This is a genomic window from Paenirhodobacter enshiensis, from assembly GCF_000740785.1.
Lineage (GTDB): Bacteria > Pseudomonadota > Alphaproteobacteria > Rhodobacterales > Rhodobacteraceae > Rhodobacter > Rhodobacter enshiensis.
The window spans coordinates 197,315-213,952 of record NZ_JFZB01000001.1 but is presented as its reverse complement, the minus strand read 5'-3'; the positions used below and the strand labels follow the sequence as shown (position 1 = coordinate 213,952).

The 16,638-nt window shown below is 65.3% G+C and carries 15 protein-coding genes; 9 read left to right on the top strand and 6 right to left on the bottom strand.

Going from position 1 to position 16,638, the window contains the following annotated elements:
* Positions 1–89: 89 nt before the first annotated feature.
* Positions 90–1,133 carry a tryptophan--tRNA ligase gene (gene trpS / locus CG50_RS00925; RefSeq protein WP_036634062.1) on the bottom strand — a complete coding sequence of 348 codons (1,044 nt, stop codon included), beginning with the start codon at positions 1,131–1,133 and terminating at the stop codon, positions 90–92.
* A gap of 133 nt (positions 1,134–1,266) precedes the next feature.
* Between trpS and CG50_RS00920 the strand changes: the two genes are divergently transcribed.
* Positions 1,267–1,950 carry a rhomboid family intramembrane serine protease gene (locus CG50_RS00920; protein ID WP_036634059.1) on the top strand — a complete coding sequence of 228 codons (684 nt, stop codon included), beginning with the start codon at positions 1,267–1,269 and terminating at the stop codon, positions 1,948–1,950.
* 86 nt (positions 1,951–2,036) lie between these two features.
* Here the strand turns inward: CG50_RS00920 and murJ are convergent, their stop codons facing one another.
* From murJ to CG50_RS00905, 3 genes are all read right to left on the bottom strand, one after another.
* Positions 2,037–3,590, bottom strand: coding sequence for a murein biosynthesis integral membrane protein MurJ (murJ, locus tag CG50_RS00915; protein ID WP_036634058.1), 1,554 nt, complete (start codon positions 3,588–3,590; stop codon positions 2,037–2,039).
* Positions 3,587–6,304 carry a [protein-PII] uridylyltransferase gene (locus tag CG50_RS00910; protein WP_394297129.1) on the bottom strand — a complete coding sequence of 906 codons (2,718 nt, stop codon included), beginning with the start codon at positions 6,302–6,304 and terminating at the stop codon, positions 3,587–3,589. Before CG50_RS00910 ends, murJ begins: the two co-directional genes overlap by 4 nt.
* Before the next feature lie 102 nt (positions 6,305–6,406).
* A complete protein-coding gene (locus CG50_RS00905) occupies positions 6,407–7,582 on the bottom strand; it encodes a penicillin-binding protein activator (protein ID WP_036634056.1) in 1,176 nt (391 codons plus the stop codon).
* A gap of 99 nt (positions 7,583–7,681) precedes the next feature.
* Between CG50_RS00905 and rsmI the strand changes: the two genes are divergently transcribed.
* From rsmI to gshB, 3 genes are all read left to right on the top strand, one after another.
* Positions 7,682–8,611, top strand: a complete 930-nt coding sequence (rsmI, locus tag CG50_RS00900; RefSeq protein WP_081880219.1) for a 16S rRNA (cytidine(1402)-2'-O)-methyltransferase — start codon at positions 7,682–7,684, stop codon at positions 8,609–8,611.
* On the top strand, positions 8,608–8,976 hold the full coding sequence (locus CG50_RS00895; protein ID WP_036634054.1) for a YraN family protein: 369 nt from the start codon (positions 8,608–8,610) through the stop codon (positions 8,974–8,976). Before rsmI ends, CG50_RS00895 begins: the two co-directional genes overlap by 4 nt.
* A gap of 70 nt (positions 8,977–9,046) precedes the next feature.
* Positions 9,047–9,991, top strand: a complete 945-nt coding sequence (gene gshB / locus CG50_RS00890) for a glutathione synthase (RefSeq protein WP_036634053.1) — start codon at positions 9,047–9,049, stop codon at positions 9,989–9,991.
* Positions 9,992–11,144: 1,153 nt separating this feature from the next.
* Here gshB and infC read toward each other — a convergent pair.
* On the bottom strand, positions 11,145–11,750 hold the full coding sequence (gene infC, locus CG50_RS00885) for a translation initiation factor IF-3 (protein WP_245615540.1): 606 nt from the start codon (positions 11,748–11,750) through the stop codon (positions 11,145–11,147).
* Positions 11,751–11,789: 39 nt separating this feature from the next.
* The gene (locus CG50_RS00880; protein WP_036634052.1) at positions 11,790–12,257 is read right to left on the bottom strand and encodes an Lrp/AsnC family transcriptional regulator; all 468 of its coding nucleotides are present in this window, start codon (positions 12,255–12,257) and stop codon (positions 11,790–11,792) included.
* Between the two features lie 143 nt (positions 12,258–12,400).
* Here CG50_RS00880 and CG50_RS00875 point away from each other — a divergent pair, with 143 nt between their 5' ends.
* The 5 genes from CG50_RS00875 to CG50_RS00855 all read left to right on the top strand — a co-directional run bounded on the left by CG50_RS00875 (position 12,401) and on the right by CG50_RS00855 (position 16,433).
* Complete coding sequence (locus CG50_RS00875; RefSeq protein WP_036634050.1) at positions 12,401–12,706, top strand: DUF2849 domain-containing protein; 306 nt, start codon at positions 12,401–12,403, stop codon at positions 12,704–12,706.
* Complete coding sequence (locus tag CG50_RS00870; protein WP_036634048.1) at positions 12,699–14,360, top strand: nitrite/sulfite reductase; 1,662 nt, start codon at positions 12,699–12,701, stop codon at positions 14,358–14,360. The genes CG50_RS00875 and CG50_RS00870 overlap by 8 nt, the downstream gene beginning before the upstream one ends.
* Entirely contained in the window at positions 14,335–15,132 is a 798-nt protein-coding gene (locus CG50_RS00865; RefSeq protein ID WP_245615539.1) for a phosphoadenylyl-sulfate reductase, read from the top strand. Before CG50_RS00870 ends, CG50_RS00865 begins: the two co-directional genes overlap by 26 nt.
* Positions 15,129–15,506, top strand: a complete 378-nt coding sequence (locus CG50_RS00860; RefSeq protein ID WP_036634047.1) for a DUF934 domain-containing protein — start codon at positions 15,129–15,131, stop codon at positions 15,504–15,506. Before CG50_RS00865 ends, CG50_RS00860 begins: the two co-directional genes overlap by 4 nt.
* A gap of 108 nt (positions 15,507–15,614) precedes the next feature.
* Positions 15,615–16,433: a ferredoxin--NADP reductase gene (locus tag CG50_RS00855; RefSeq protein ID WP_036634045.1), complete on the top strand. Its 819-nt coding sequence runs from the start codon at positions 15,615–15,617 to the stop codon at positions 16,431–16,433.
* Positions 16,434–16,638: the final 205 nt, after the last annotated feature.

The window sequence follows — 16,638 nt, the reverse complement described above, 5'->3', positions numbered from 1 at the left end:
TCCATAAATATCCCGGGGGTGAATTTGCCTTGAAAAGGCAAAGAGGGGGCAGAGCCCCCTCTCTTTCCTGCGTCAGAAGAGCCGCCCGCTCAGAGCGAGCGCACCATCCCCATGATGTCCTTCGCGCGTTCCAGGATCGGCTGAGCGATGGCGCGGGCCTGCTCGGCGCCGCGGCCGAGGATGCGGTCGATCTCCGCCGGATCGTCGCGCAGCCGCGCCATCTCCGTCGAGATCGGCGACAGCTTCGCCACCGCAAGATCGGCGAGCGCGGGCTTGAACACGCCCCAGCCCTTGCCGCCGAACTCGGCCAGAACCTGCTCCTGCGTCACGTCGGCAAGTGCGGCGTAGATGTTCACCAGGTTCTTCGCCTCGGCGCGTCCGGTCAGCCCCTCGGCGCTTTCGGGCAGCGGCTCGGGGTCCGAGACGGCGCGCTTGAACTTCTTCGCGATGGTGTCGGCGTCGTCGGTCAGGTTGATCCGGCTCGCATCGGCCGGGTCCGATTTCGACATCTTCTTCGTGCCGTCCTTCAGGCTCATCACGCGGGTCGCGGTGCCCTCGATCAGCGGCTCGGGGCTCGGGAAGAACTCGGTGCCGTAGTCATGGTTGAACTTCGCCGCAATGTCGCGGGTCAGCTCCACATGCTGCTTCTGGTCCTCGCCCACGGGCACCATCGTCGCGTGATAGACCAGAATGTCGGCGGCCATCAGCGAGGGATAGGCATAAAGCCCGAGGCTTGCGTTCTCGGCATTCTTGCCCGCGACCTTGTCCTTGAACTGGGTCATGCGGTTCATCCAGCCGAGACGCGCGACACAGTTTAGAAGCCAGGCCATCTCGGCATGGGCCGAGACCTGCGACTGATTGAACAGGATCGACTTCGACGGATCCACGCCCGAAGCGATGAAGGCGGCGGCCGCCTCGCGGGTCTGACGCTTCAGCGCTTCCGGTTCCTGCCAGACCGTGATCGCGTGAAGGTCGACGAGGCAATAGATCGTCTCGACCCCTTCGTCCTGCTTTGCGGCAAAGCGCTTCAGCGCGCCCAGGTAGTTGCCGAGCGTCAGGTTACCCGAGGGTTGAATCCCCGAGAACACGCGCGGCGTGAATTTCGCATTCGGTTTGGCAGGTGTATCGGTCATGGCAGTGCTCCTCAGCCGGGCTGGAAAACGGCTGCCCGAGGGCTTATCGCTAAAGCGACAGGGGCGCAACAGGACCGCCCGGAACCGCCGCCGCCCTGCACGGGAGCCGCGCGGCCCACAGCAGGAGAGACCGATGCGCGCCCCCCAAGGCGAATCCTTCTTCAACGAACTGCCGCCGGTGGTGTGGCTGCTGGCCGGACCGATCATCGCGGGCGAGATCCTGTTCGGCCTCGGCCAGAGCGGGATCTTCGGCGATCAGGCGCTCGGCTGGCGCAACGAGGCGTTCCAGCGCTTCGCCTTCGCGCCGAACGGGTTTCGTTACATGCTGGCGACGGGGGGATGGGACTGGCGCGATGCGGCGCGGGTCGTGACCTATCCGTTCGTGCATGGCTCGCTCACCCATGCGGCGATGGTGCTGGTGTTCCTGCTCGCGCTTGGCAAGATGGTTGGCGAGGTGTTCCGGGGCTGGGCGGTGGCGGCGGTGTTCTTCGCCGCCTCGATCGGCGGGGCGCTGATCTACGGGCTGTTGCCGTTCACCCGCGTCGCGTTGTTCGGGGGGTACCCGCCCGCCTATGGGCTGATCGGGGCCTTCACCTGGCTTCTGTGGATGAAGCTCGGCTCCGTCGGGGCCAGCCGCTCGCGCGCCTTCCTGCTGATCGGGATGTTGCTTCTGGTGCGGCTGGTGTTCGGGGTGTTCTTCGGCATCGGGGCCGACTGGATCGCCGATTTCTCGGGCTTCGGCATCGGCTTCGCGATCAGTTTCTTCGTCGCGCCGGGGGGCTGGCGCAACGTGCTGCGCCATCTGCGCGAGCGCTGAGGCGCCTGTCAGGCAAAACGAAGGCCCGGCCCGCGGATGCGCAGGCCGGGCCTTTCATGAAGGTCTGGCTCAGCCCTTCGCCGGCCTCAACCTTTCGCGGGGCGGCGCAGGCGCGAGCGGATCTCGCCCGGGCTGTAGGCGCCGATGAGCGCACCGAGCACGAAATAGATCGCGATCCCGCCGCCGCACAGGATCCCGAGCGCGCCCCACCGTGCGCCGCCGTGGCGCAGCAGCATCGGGCCGAGCCAACCGGCCATCAGCCACAGCGCCGCCCCCATCGCGGCCGAGGCCAGCACGATGCGCGGGAACCGCTTCCAGAACCGGGCATCGGGGCGGGCTTCGGCGCCCATACCGCGCGCGCCCCACCACAGTTGCGCCACCATCACCCAGCCCGAGACCGAGGTCGCAAGCGCCGCCGCCATGAAGCCCATCACCGGCATCATGCCGACGGCGAAGCCCGCGTTCACCACCATCGACACCACCGCATAGCGGAACGGCGTGCGGGTATCCTCGCGCGCGTAATAAAGCGGTTGCAGCACCTTTTGCAGCACGAAGGCCGGCAGCCCGACGCCATAGGCGGCCAGCGCCAGCGCCGTCGCCCAGGTGTCCTTCGCCGTCCAGGCGCCGCGGTCATACAGAACCGAGATCAGCGGCGTCGCGATCACGACGAGCGCCACCGCCGCCGGCAGCGTCAGGAACAGCGCGAATTCCGCACCGCGAGAGAAGCTCTCGCGCGAGGCCGCGGCATCGCCTGCCCGCAGATGACGCGACAGCACCGGCAGCAGCACGGTGCCGATGGCGATGCCGACGACGCCCAGAGGCAGCTGATACAGCCGGTCGGCATAGCTGAGCCAGGCGACCGCGCCTTCGGTGAAGGAGGCGACCTGACGCCCGACCAGCAGGTTGATCTGCACCACGCCGCCCGCGAGGATCGCCGGCCCCGCGATGATCAGAAGCCGTTTCAGATCCGGCGTCATGCGCGGAATGCCCGGCCACAGCCGATAGCCGAGCTGGCACGCCGCGACCCAAGTGAACAGGAACTGCGCCACGCCGGTCACCGGCACCGCCCAGGCGAGCGTCAGCCCGTAATCCCAGCCGAGCCGCCCGGCAAGCCACAGCGCCACGATGAACACAAGGTTCATCAGCACCGGAACCAGCGAGGCCTCGGTGAACTTGCCGAAGGTGTTCAGGATGCCAGACAGCAGCGCCACCAGCGAGATGAACAGGATGTAGCTGAACCCGATCCGGCCATAGAGCACGGCCAGCGTGAACCGTTCGTCGCCGTGAAAACCCGAGGCCATCGCCCAGACCAGCCACGGCATCGCCATCGTGCCGATCACGGTGAACACCATCAGCACCGCGAAGAGGCCCTTGAAGGCGTCCTCGGCAAAGCCCTGCGGGTCGTCCTGGCCCTCGACCTTCTTGGCGAAGATCGGCACGAAGGCCATGTTGAACGCCCCTTCCGCGAAGAAGCGGCGGAACATGTTGGGCAGCGAGAAGGACACGAGGAACGCCTCGGCCACGGGGCCGGAGCCCAGATAGGCCGCGATCATCATGTCGCGCACGAAGCCCAGAAGACGCGAGCCGAAGGTCCACAGACCGACGGTCAGGAAGCCTTTCACAAGGCGGATCGGTTTCATGCGTTGGCGCGCTCCGCCCCGCGGGCGATCGCCTCGCAAAGGCGGCGCTCCAGCGCCTCCTCGCGGCTGCGCGACAGTTTCAGCCCGAACATGTCCTTGACGTAGAAGGTATCCACCACCTGCGCCCCATAGGTCGCGATCACCGCCGAGGCGATGTAGATGTTCGACGAAGCAAGCGCCCGGGTCAGGTCATAGAGCAGCCCCGGCCGGTCGCGGGTGTCGACCTCGACGATGGTATAAATGTCCGATCCGTCGCCGTCGAAGGTGACATGGGTCGGGAAGCGGAACTGGCTTTCGCGCTTCTTCACCTTGTCGCGGTCCTTCAGCGCGTCGCGCGCGACGATTTCGCCTTTCAGGGTGCGCTCGATCATCTTGCTCAGCCGCGGCAGGCGGTCGGCGTCGAACGGATGCCCCTCGGCGTCCTGCACCCAGAACACCGCGGTGGCGTAACCGTCTTTCGACGTATAGGTGCGCGCGTCGACCACATTCGCACCGACGAGCGCCAGCGCGCCCGCGAGCCGCGAGAAGATCCCCGGATGGTCGGCCAGCGCGAAGGCCACGCGCGTCGCGTCATGGTCCGCGTCGGGATGCAGGTCGATCCGGATCTCGTCATCGCCGAGACTGCGCAGCAGCCGGGCGAAGATCTCCTGCGTCTCGGTGCTCAGCCCCTGCCAGTAGGGCGGATAATGGCGGCCGATCTCGGCGCGCAGATCCTTCGGATCCCAGTCGCGCAATGCCTCGCGCAGCGCCTTCTTCGCCTCGTCGGTGCGCTGTTCGCGGTTCAGCTCCTCGACGCCATGTTCGAGGGCATGGGCAGTCTCGGCATGGAGTTTGCGCAGCAGCGACGCCTTCCAGTTGTTCCACACGCCGGGGCCCACGCCGCGGATGTCGCACACCGTCAGCACCGTCAGCAGATCCAGACGGCGCCGGCTTTTCATCTGTTTGGCGAATTCGCGGATCGTGGCCGGATCGCTCAGGTCGCGCTTCTGCGCCACATCCGACATCAGCAGATGGTTGCGGATCAGCCACTCGACGGTTTCGGTTTCCTCTGCCGTCAGACCGAGCCGCGGCGCCACCTTGCGCGAAATCTGCGCGCCGAGGATCGAGTGATCCTCGGGCCGGCCCTTGCCAATGTCATGCAGCAGCAGCGCCACGTAGATCACCCGCCGGTTCACGCCCGACTGCATGATCTTCGACACCAGAGGCAGGTCCTCGGCCAGCTCGCCGCGCTCGATCTGGGCAAGCGTCGAGACCACCTGAAGGGTGTGCTCGTCCACGGTGTAGCTGTGATACATGTTGAACTGCATCATCGCCACGATGGGCTCGAACTCGGGGATATAGGCGGCGAGGACGCCAAGCTCGTTCATCCGGCGCAGCAGCCGTTCGGGGTTGCCGTATTTCAGCAGCATGTCGAGGAAGATCCGCGCCGCTTCCTTGTTGGCGCGCACGCCCTCGTCGAACAGGGCGAGGTTGGCGGCGATCACCCGCATCGCGTCGGGATGCAACAGAAGCCCGGTGCGCAGCGCCTCGCTGAAGATGCGCAGCATGTTGAGCGGATCGGCCAGGAACGCCTTGCGGTCCGAGATGTTGATGCGGTTGTTGTCGTCGATGAACGGCGCCATCAGCGGCTTGCGCCGGCGCAGGAAGCGCTTGAGCACCGGGGCATGCTTGACGTGCTGCGCCTCGAGCGAGGTCAGGAAGATGCGGGTGACATCGCCGACGCGGGTGGCGTGGCGGAAATAGTCCTGCATGAACACCTCGACGCCGCGCCGGCCGGCGGTGCCCTGATAGCCCATGCGCTTCGCGACCTCGGGCTGCATGTCGAAGGTCAGCTGATCCGAGGCGCGTCTGGCGATCAGGTGCATGTGACAGCGCACCGCCCAGAGGTAATCTTCGGCCTCGCGGAACTGGCGGTATTCGTCGGCGGTGAACACGCCGAGCGGCACCAGATCCGCCGCCCGGTTCACGCCGTGGATGTATTTCGCGATCCAGTAGAGCGTCTGCAGGTCGCGCAGGCCGCCCTTGCCCTCCTTGACGTTGGGTTCGAGAACATAGCGCTGCCCGCCCTGGCGCTTGTGGCGCTCTGCGCGTTCGGCGAGCTTCGCCTCGATGAACTCGGGGCCGGTGTGGCGGAACAGGTCGTGGCGCATCGTCTCGGCCAGATGGCGCGACAGCTCCAGATCGCCGGTAATGCCGCGCTGTTCGAGAAGCGCGGTGCGGATCGTCACGTCGTCCTTGGCCAGATGGACGCATTCCTCGACGGTGCGCGTGGCGTGGCCGACCTTCAGTTTCAGATCCCACAACATGTAGAGCATCGCCTCGACGACGCTTTCGACACGCGGCGTGATCTTGCGCCCGGCGAGAAACAGCAGATCGACATCGGAATGCGGCGCCATCTCGGCCCGGCCGTAGCCCCCCACGGCGAGGACGGCGATTGCCTCCGGGTGGCGGGCTTCGGCCGGATGCAGACGCCCTGCCGCAACGTGATAGAGCGCGCGCACGATGCCGTCGGTCATCTGCGCATAATGCGCCACGGTGTCATGGGCATTGCGCGGATGGCCGGCGAAATCGGCCTCGATCCATTTCGTGGCCTGATCGCGGGCCTCGCGCAGGAAGCGCACTGCGGCGGGGCGCAGCTCCTTCGGGTCGGCGCCGGGGGGCAGAGCGGCCTCGAAGGCGGGAAGCAGGCGCTCGGGCGCCAGAAGCAGCGGCACCCCGGCGTCGGCCGGGGTCGGAAGAGGAAGGTCGCTCACGTTTACGCCAGTCTCATTCAGGGCCGTCCGTCAGTCTGGGCGGGCTTGGGGGAAGGCGCGGGGTCAGAACCCCGCACCGGAAAACGATTTGGGCGCCGGGTCGACGATGGCGAGGGTGCCGTTGCGCACCTCGGCTACGGCAAGGGCGCGCTGGTTGGTGCCGTCGGGCAGCAGGCGGAACACGCCGCTGACGCCGACGAAGCCCGAGGACTGGGTCAGCGCCTTCGCCGAGAACGGATCGGAGCGGCCCGATTTCACCAGCGCACCGATGGCGGCGATACCGTCATAGGCAAGGCCGGCGATCGGATGCGGCGCGCTGCCATAGGCAGCCTTGTAGCGCGCCTGGAACCGGTCGTTCATCGACGGATCGGGCAGCGCGAACCAGCCGCCCTGCAGGCCCGGCAGTGCCAGCGTGGCATTCGGCACATCCCAGCGGGTCAGGCCGAGGAACTTCGTCGCCTGCGGGTCGATGCCGTTTTGCGGCAGCAGCTGCGCGAGAAGCGGCAGCGCGCCGGCGGTATCGGCGGTCAGGAACAGCGCATTGGCGCCCGAGGCGTTGATCTGCTGGGCGATTTCGGGCATCGCGGAATTCAGCCCGTCTTGCGAGAACGGATAGGAGGCCTGTCCGGCAAGCGCCGCCCCCGAGCGGCCGAGCGCCGCGGTGATCGCACGCGCACCGATGGTGCCGGCAGTGGTCTGGTCGCTGAGGACGAAGATCCTGTCCTTGCCCTGCGCGGCGGCATAGCTCGCCAGCCGGCTGGCGGTATTGGGGAAGGTCGAGCCGAGCACGAAGACGTTGCCGCCGGCGATGTCGACATTGTTCGAGAAGGCGAGAACGTTGACGCCCCGGTCCGCGACCGCGCGGCCCGCGGCATTGGCGGCCTGGGCATAGACCGGCCCGAGGATGACCTTCGCGCCTTCGTCGACCGCCTGACTGGCGACCTGAGCCGCCTGCGCCGGATCCGAGCCGGTATTGTAGACCCTGAGGTCGATCTTCACCCCGTCGAGATCCGAGATCGCCATCTGCGCCGCCTGCTGCAACGAGCGCGCGAGCGCATCGTCGCCTGAGGTTCCGGATCCGGCCGGAAGCAGCAGCGCGACGGGCACGCCTTTGCCGGCATTGCCTGCCTGTCCGGGGCCGGCGTGCCCCGTCGGTTCGCACGCCGCCAGCCAGAGCGTGGAAAGGGCCACGCCGATTCTCAGCAACGGGTTGCGGGAACTCACAAATTTCGCGAACATTGGCAGGACCTTTGATCCGGAGACAGAGGGCAGGGACAGGCGGACCCTAGTCGTTTCGCCGCGCGAAGTAAACTTTCGCGCTCAGCTTTGGGTGATCCTATGACAGGCAACGGGGAACAGGCGGGGCAGGGCTCCGCCGGGGACGGGCATGAGACGGGCGGGGACCTCGGCCTCCCGCCGAGCGGGGCTCTGGCGCCAGGGCTTTATTTCATCGCGACCCCGATCGGGGCAGCGCGCGATATCACCTTGCGCGCGCTGGATATTCTGCGCGATGCGGATGTGCTTGCAGCGGAGGATACCCGCACATTGCGCCACCTGATGGAGATCCACGGCGTGCCGCTGCGCGGTCGGCCGATGATCGCCTATCATGACCACAATGGCGATGCGGCGCGGCCGCGGGTTCTGGGGGCGCTGGCGCGCGGGCTGTCGGTCGGATACGCGTCGGATGCGGGGACGCCTCTGGTTGCAGATCCCGGGTTCCAGCTCGGACGGGCCGCGATCGCCGAGGGCTATACGGTTTGCGCCGCACCTGGCCCCTCGGCTGTTCTGACTGCCCTGACAGTTTCCGGCCTTCCGACCGACAGGTTCCTGTTCGCGGGGTTTCCGCCGACCGGCGGCTCGGCCCGGCGCAGCTGGTTGAAGGAATTGTCGGACATGGCTGCGACAGTGGTGCTGTATGAATCGCCGAAACGCGTTGGGGAATTGTTAAGGGATATGGTGTCAGAGTTCGGAGCACAGCGGCGTGCCGCTGTATGCCGGGAACTGACCAAGCGATTCGAGGAGATTACCCGGGGCCCGCTGGACGAACTGGCGGAGAAATTTTCCGGTACGCCCCCGAGGGGGGAGATCGTGGTTGTGGTCGATCGGGCGCCGCCGCGTGTGGTTTCGGCTGAGGCCGTGGAGGCGGAACTGCGTCTACGTCTGGGGCGGATGAGCACCAGAGACGCGGCAGAAGAGGTGTCCAGGGCACTTGGTGTGCCCCGGCGTGACGTGTATCAGCGGGCCCTGGCCCTGGAGAGAGAAGCATGAACAGAGCACAGCAGGGAGCTTTGGCCTATCACGCGGGGCTTGCGGCAGAGGAACAGGTTGCGGAACGCTATCGCCGCGTGGGTGCTGACGTCTCTGCCCGGCGTTGGCGTGGACGGTTCGGCGGCGAGATCGATCTGATTGCGCGCGACGGCGATGTTCTGGTCTTCGTCGAGGTGAAACGAGCACGAACCCATGCTGTCGCGGCAGAGCGTCTGTCGATGCATCAGCTGCGTCGTATCGGAATTGCCGCCGAGGAATATGCAGCGCTCTATGCTGCGGGGCCGGGGCAGAAGATGCGATTCGATCTGGCTCTGGTCGATGGGGCCGGCCGTATCGAGGTGATCGAGAACGCCAGCATGTTCTAGTGGGGGGTCATCTGGCGATTGCATCGCCGCCTCGGGCAGGGCATCACTTTCGCAACGAAAGGGGGCGGTCATGGCCTTGAAAGTTGCGATTCAGATGGATCCCATTTCCGATGTCAACATCAATGCGGATACCACGTTCCGCATTGCGGAAGAGGCGCAGGCACGGGGGCACTCCCTGTTCTACTACACGCCAGACAAACTGTTCTATCGGGAAGGACGTGTTCTGGCACATGGCTGGCCGCTTGAGGTTCGTCGCGAATTTGGAGACCATTATTCACTTGGGGACGAGCAGGAAGTCGATCTGCAAGACTATGATGTCGTCTGGCTGCGGCAGGATCCGCCCTTCGACATGGGATATATCACGACGACCTATCTTCTCGAACGCATCCATCCGCAAACGATGGTCGTGAACGATCCCTTCTGGGTTCGCAATTCGCCTGAGAAGCTCTTCGTACTGAACTTTCCGGAGCTGACTCCGCCGACGCTGATTGCCCGCGATCTCGCCACAATTCGCGAATTCAAAGCGCGACATGGAGATGTGATTCTTAAGCCGCTCTACGGCAACGGAGGGGCAGGGGTCTTCCGGCTCGATCCGAATGATCGTAATCTGGCCTCGTTGCACGAGCTGTTCACCGGTATCAACAACGAGCCCCTGATCGTTCAGAAATACGTTCCGGCTGTCGTGAATGGCGATAAGCGTATCATTCTGGTCGATGGAGAGCCCGCCGGGGCGATCAATCGTGTTCCCGCCACGGGGGAGACGCGCTCGAACATGCATGTGGGCGGGCGGCCGGAGCGGATCGGTCTGACCGAGCGCGATCTGGAAATCTGCAGCAAGATCGGGCCTGTTCTGCGCGAGAAGGGGCAGATCCTTGTCGGGATCGACGTGATCGGCGAGTGGCTGACCGAAATCAATGTGACCTCTCCGACCGGCATCCAGGAAATGGAGCGTTTCGATGGGACCAATGTGGCACGGATGATCTGGGAAGCTATCGAACGCCGCCGGAACGGCTGAGAATCGCATGGCACGCGGATAGGGCGATCCGTGTAATTTCCGGGGTCCGACAGTTCCGGGTGGCTGGTGCCTCCGGGCCTCGTGCTGCGTCAGAATGCTTGTCGCCGGTCCGGACATTCGCCGATCGTTCGGGCCGGCGTTCGTTTCGGGCAGAACCCGGTGTCGGGAATGGTTGCCTGCGCAGGGGGGACGCATGGATTGTTGCGATCTTGAGTGCCTTTGGTGCAGATCTCGCGGCTCTCTTCTTTCCGCGAGGCGGGGTTACGGTGGATGCCTTCGGCGGACACATGCGGCCGATATGCTGATCCAAAGATAGTTCGCCCCGCGGCAGGAAGAGAGTTTGCGATGGCGCGATGATGGCGGCCTCTCTCGCGTGCCCGATTGCGAAGCGCAAGGAGGCGCACTTGTGAGGGGGGGCACGCCGGGGCTTCTGGACGGCCGTGATCCTGGCCGGACGGGGTGGGCGAGGGGCGGCAGGTTCTTCGAAGTGCCTCCTCGGAGATCGAGGGGAAAACATCAGTTTGCCGGGGAGCCGTGCTGGCGATCATGAGCGGCATCGGAGGCCCATCCGGGCGTCATCGGCAGACATCGAGCCGAGAAAAGCCGTCTTTCGGCAAGAAAATCGTCGCCCGGGTGTCCGGGCGGGTATCATAGCGATCAAACGGAGGGGGCTCTCCGGGATAGCCCGCCCGGAACGGCCCCCGGCCAACGTGGCGCGCGCCAGTCCGGGACAGGGGCCTTGTCCGGAAATGGGGCCTTGTCCAGAAATGGGGCCTTGTCCAGAAATGACGTTCCCCGAGGTGTTGGGCTGATGCCCCTCACGATCCGATAAAAAGACGATGACGGTCGAGCATCGGACATTGCCGACGGGACCCGGCATCATGGTCAGATCAGAAATATGGTTCTTGGGGCGTCGATTTACCTGACCGTTCATCGGGGACAGTCGGTCGGGCATCTGGCCGAGTTTCTGGTCTTCGCCGGGTGTGCGGGCCGGTTTGCCGCAATGCTGCTGCGCTTACGGGATCGGCGAAGCACTCGTCATGCGTGGAACGGCAACCATCCCGCAGGGGACGAAAAACACACAGCGCCCCCCTGAACGATCAGGAGGGCGCTGTGGAAAATTCCTGCACAGAGGCGTTCCGGCAGAACGGCCTTACTTCGGGCCGATCATCATCACCATCTGGCGGCCTTCGAGCTTGGGCATGCTCTCGACCTTGCCGAGTTCGGTTGCGTCGGTTGCCACGCGGTTCAGCAACTCGATGCCGAGCTGCTGGTGCGCCATTTCACGTCCGCGGAAGCGCAGGGTGATCTTCACCTTGTTGCCTTCGCCGAGGAACTTCTGCACCGCCCGCATCTTGACATCGTAATCGTTGGTATCGGTTCCCGGACGGAACTTGATTTCCTTGATTTCGATGACCTTCTGTTTCTTGCGGGCTTCGGCTTCGCGCTTTTGCTGTTCATACTTGAACTTGCCGAAGTCCATGATCTTGCAAACCGGGGGTTCGGCGTTGGGCGAAATCTCGACGAGGTCGAGCCCGGCCTCTTCGGCCATCGCCATCGCCCGGGCGGGGGTGACGACGCCGACATTCTCGCCATCCGCCCCGATCAAACGGATTTCCGGGGCGCGGATGCGCTCGTTGATCCGGGGTCCGGTGTCACGTTGCGGCGGGGCGTTGTGCGGTCTGCGGGCTATGGCTTTGTTCCTTCTTCGGCCAACTAGAATGGCGCGCAAAATAGGCAGCCGGGGCTTGGGTTTCAACCGGAATCGTCAGCCCTTCCGGCCGGAAACGCCGGGATGTCAGCCCTGGACCGGCAACAGCGTGGTCGACTTGATCTCTTCCATCGAGAGCAGCGCGGTGACGTTGTAGATTTTCACCTCGGAGATCAGCGCCTGATAGAACTGGTCGTAGGCGCGTGCATTCGCCACTCGCACCTTCAGGATATAGTCGATGTCGCCCGCCAGCCGGTGCGCTTCCAGCACCTCCGGGCGCGAGCGGATCGCGGCGAGGAACTTCTTCTGCCAGTCGGCTTCGTGCTCGGCGGTGCGGATCAGCACGAAGAAACACGCCTCGAGGCCGAGCGCCTCGGGGTCGAGGATCGCAGTCTGGCGACCGATCACGCCCTGTTCGCGCATCCGGCGGATACGATTCCACACCGGCGTCTTCGAGGAGCCGACCTTGCGCGCGATCTCGTCGAGCGACTGGGACGCGTCTTCCTGGATCTGGACGAGGATTTTCCGGTCGAGATCGTCGAGGCGGACAGACATTCGTGTTTTCTCCACGGAACAGGAAATCCGGACTTGTGCCGGCACGATAAGGGACGCCTGTCCTTATTGGCAAGGGGGAATGGCGCTTGTGGGGAAGAATTTCCTATATTGCAGCCAGAAACAAGCCGTATCGGAGACTATCCATGGCCCGCGGGTTCACACCGAAAGTCGTCACCGCCAACGATCTGCGTCTGGGCGATGTCGTCTACATGTGCGCCGACGGGTCCTGGACACGCTGGCATCACGAGGCGGAGCTTCTGACTGACGAGGCCGATGCGGAGCTGCGTCTCTTGTCGGCGATGGGGCAGTCGAACTTGGTGGTGGGCGCCTATCTCGCCGATGCGCGCCCCGGCCCGAACGGGCCCGAGCCCGTCCATTTCCGCGAGGTGTTCCGCACCCGCGGCCCCTCGAACGTGCCGTTCGGCAAGCAGGAGCAGGCGCATGTATAAGTATTCCGACTTCGACACCGCCTTCGTGCGCGAACGCGCGCGTCAGTTCCGCGCACAGGTCGAACGCCGGCTCGACGGTTCGCTGACCGAGGACGAATTCCGTCCGCTGCGGCTGATGAACGGCGTCTATCTGCAGCTTCATGCCTACATGCTGCGCATCGCCATTCCCTATGGCACGATCTCGGCGCCGCAGATGCGGCAGCTGGCGATGATCGCCGACACCTGGGACAAGGGGTATGGCCATTTCACCACGCGCCAGAACATCCAGTTCAACTGGCCGAAGCTGGTCGATATTCCGGACATCATCGACGCGCTCGCCGATGTCGAGATGCACGCGATCCAGACCTCGGGGAACACGATCCGCAACGTGACCACCGACGCTTTCGCGGGCGCCGCCGCCGATGAGGTCGCCGATCCCCGTCCGATCGCCGAGCTGATCCGCCAGTGGTCGACCGATCACCCGGAATTCCAGTTCCTGCCGCGCAAGTTCAAGTTCGCGATCACCGGCTCGCCGGCCGACCGTGCCGCGATCCGGGTGCATGACGTCGGGTTGCAGGTCGTCGAGAAGGGCGGCCAGCGCGGCGTGCGGGTCTATGTGGGCGGCGGCCTCGGCCGGACGCCGATGATCGGCCAGCTTCTGCGCGACTTCCTGCCCGAGGCCGATCTGCTGCCCTATTTCGAGGCGATCGTGTCGACTTACAACCTGATGGGGCGGCGCGACAACAAATACAAGGCGCGCATCAAGATCACCGTGTTCGAGAACGGCATCGACGCCTTCCGCGAGCAGGTCGAGGCCGAGTTCGTGCGCACCCGCGCCGAATTCACCGGCGTCGATCAGCAGATCCTGAAGGAGATCGAGGCCGAGTTCGCCCCGCCGGCATTCAAAAACGATCCGGTCGACGCCTTCGAGGCGGCGAAGGCGGTCGATCCGCTGTTCCGGCGCTGGAGCGCGCGCAACCTGACCGCGCACCGGGTCGAGAACCACGCCATCGTCACCGTCTCGCTGAAGGAACACGGAAAGACGCCGGGCGATGCAAGTTCGGCACAGATGCGCATCCTCGCCGATCTGGCCGAACGCTATGCCTATGGCGAATTGCGCGTCAGCCACGAGCAGAACATCGTTCTGCCGCATGTCGCCAAGGCCGATCTGCCGGCGCTGTTCGCCGAGCTGCTGCGCGCCGGGCTCGCCACGCCGAACATCGGGCTGGTGTCGGACATCATCGCTTGCCCGGGCATGGATTACTGTGCGCTCGCGACAGCGCGTTCGATCCCCGTGGCCGAGGAAATCGCCACGCATTTCAAGGAGATCGGCCTCGAGGATGAGGTCGGCAAGATGCAGATCAAGATCTCGGGCTGCATCAACGCCTGCGGTCATCACCACATCGGGCATATCGGGATTCTCGGGCTCGACCGGGCGGGGGTGGAGAACTACCAGATCACCCTTGGCGGCGACGAGGGCCCCGCGGCCGCGATCGGTGACAAGACCGGACCGGGCTTCGCCTATGACGAGGTGGTTCCGGCGATCGAGCGCATCCTGCGCGCTTACCTCGATCTGCGCGCCGGTGCGGACGAGGCGTTCATCGACACCTTCCGCCGTCTCGGCGCGGCCCCGTTCAAGGAGGCTCTCTATGGCGTATCCCGCGATGCAGCCTGATCTGGTGCCCGAGCCGCAGCCCGCTCCGGCCCCCTTGTCCGATATCGCGACGCGGGTGGCCTCGCTCAATGCGCGCTACCGGCATCACTCGGCGATCTCGGTGGTGGAGAAGGCGCTGAGCGATCCGGAAGCGGGCAATGTGGCGCTGGTGTCGTCCTTCGGGGCGGAATCGGTGGTGTTGCTGCATATGGTGTCGCTGGTCGCGCCGGGAACGCCCGTGCTGTTCATCGACACGATGATGCTGTTTCAGGAGACGCTCGACTATCAGCGCGAGGTCTCGCTCCGGCTCGGTCTGACCAATGTGCAGACGATCCGCGCGGCGGATGCGGCGCTCGCGCTCGACGATCCCGACGGCACGCTGCATCAGTTCAACACCGATGCCTGCTGCCAGCTGCGCAAGATCGTGCCGCTGGAGAACGCGCTTGCGGGCTATGACGGCTGGATCACCGGGCGCAAGCGGTTTCAGGCGGGCACGCGCGCGCAGCTCGATTTCTTCGAGGTCGAGACGCCCACCCGGATGAAGATCAACCCTCTCGCCTGGTGGGGGCGCGAGGATGTCGAGGAATACATGATCCAGAACCGGCTGCCGCGCCATCCGCTGGTGGCGAGGGGCTATCCCTCGATCGGCTGCGCGCCCTGCACCTCGCCGGTGAAGCCGGGCGAGGATCCGCGCTCGGGGCGCTGGCGCGGTCAGGCGAAGACCGAATGCGGCATTCATTTCATCGGCGGCAAGGCGGTGCGTGCCGGCGGCCAGAAGGAGACGACGAAATGAGCGTGATCGTGCGCGACGACGGCTTCCATGCCGAGGACTGGGTGGGCGAGATCACCGAGGTTCCGGCCGACACCGCCATCGCGGCAGTTGCCGGGCTGGCCGCGGCGGGGCAGGGGGGGATGCTGCGCGTGGCCTTCCCGTCCTTCGCCGACGGACGGGGCTTCACGCTCGGCCGCCGGCTGCGCGATGCGGGCTTCACCGGCCGGCTGCGTGCGGCGGGCCCGGTGCTCGCCGATCAATATGCGATGGCTCGGCGGTCGGGTTTCGACGAGGTCGAGATCCCCGACGATCTGGCCGCCCGCCAGCCCGAGGACCAGTGGCTGTTCCGCGCCGACTGGCGCGAAGGCAGCTACCGCGCCCGGCTGCAGGGCTGATTTCCGGTTCCCCGCCGGGCTGTTTCAGCGTATGCCTTGGCCCGGCCGGAACCGCCGGCAAACCGCCCCCTCCGACTGTTCCGGGGGCCGAATTCATGAGATGATCCCGTGACCGATATTTCCGCTGCGACCGTTCCGCCCGTCAAGACGCTTCCCGATGCCCAGACCGTGACCGCGGTCCGGCACTGGACCGACGCGCTGTTCTCGTTCCGCGTGAGCCGGCCGCAGAGCCTGCGGTTCAAATCCGGCCAGTTCGTGATGATCGGGCTGATGGGCGACAACGGCAAACCGCTGCTGCGCGCCTATTCGATCGCCTCGCCGGCCTGGGACGAGGAGCTGGAGTTCTATTCGATCAAGGTTCCGGACGGCCCGCTGACCTCGAAGCTGCAGCACATCCAGCCGGGCGACGAGATCATCCTGCGTCCGAAGCCCGTGGGCACGCTGGTGCATGATGCGCTGTTGCCGGGCAAGCGGGTGTGGTTCCTCGCGACGGGGACGGGCATCGCGCCCTTCGCCTCGCTGATGCGCGAGCCCGAGACCTACGAGAAGTTCGACGAGGTGGTGATGATGCACACCTGCCGCACCGTCGCCGAACTGGAATACGGCCGCGAGCTGGTCGAGAGCCTGAAGGACGATCCGCTGATCGGCGAGATGGTCGGCGACAAGCTGAAATACTATCCGACCGCCACGCGCGAGCCGTTCCATCACACCGGCCGCATCACCGAGAATCTTCGCTCGGGCAAGGTGTTCGAGGACCTCGGCCTGACGCCGATGTCGCCCGGGACGGACCGCGCCATGGTGTGCGGATCGCTGGCGTTCAACAAGGACGTCATGGAGGTTCTGGAAAGTTTCGGGCTGCGCGAAGGCGCGAATTCCGAGCCGCGCGAATATGTGGTCGAGAAGGCTTTCGTCGGCGACGGGGTGTGACAGCGAGTCGCGGGGCAAACCGGCACGCGGGTTCTGTCCGCGAGGCTGTGAGGAGAAGGTGACCTCGCGGAAAGCTCGGCGGCGAGTTCTCCGGTAAATTCAACGATACCAATAATTTAAGCCTTTTCGCCCGATGCGGAAAGGCTTTTTTCATGCCGGTCCGGCAGGTCTGGCGATAACTTGCCCCTCGCGTTTTGGTGAAGGT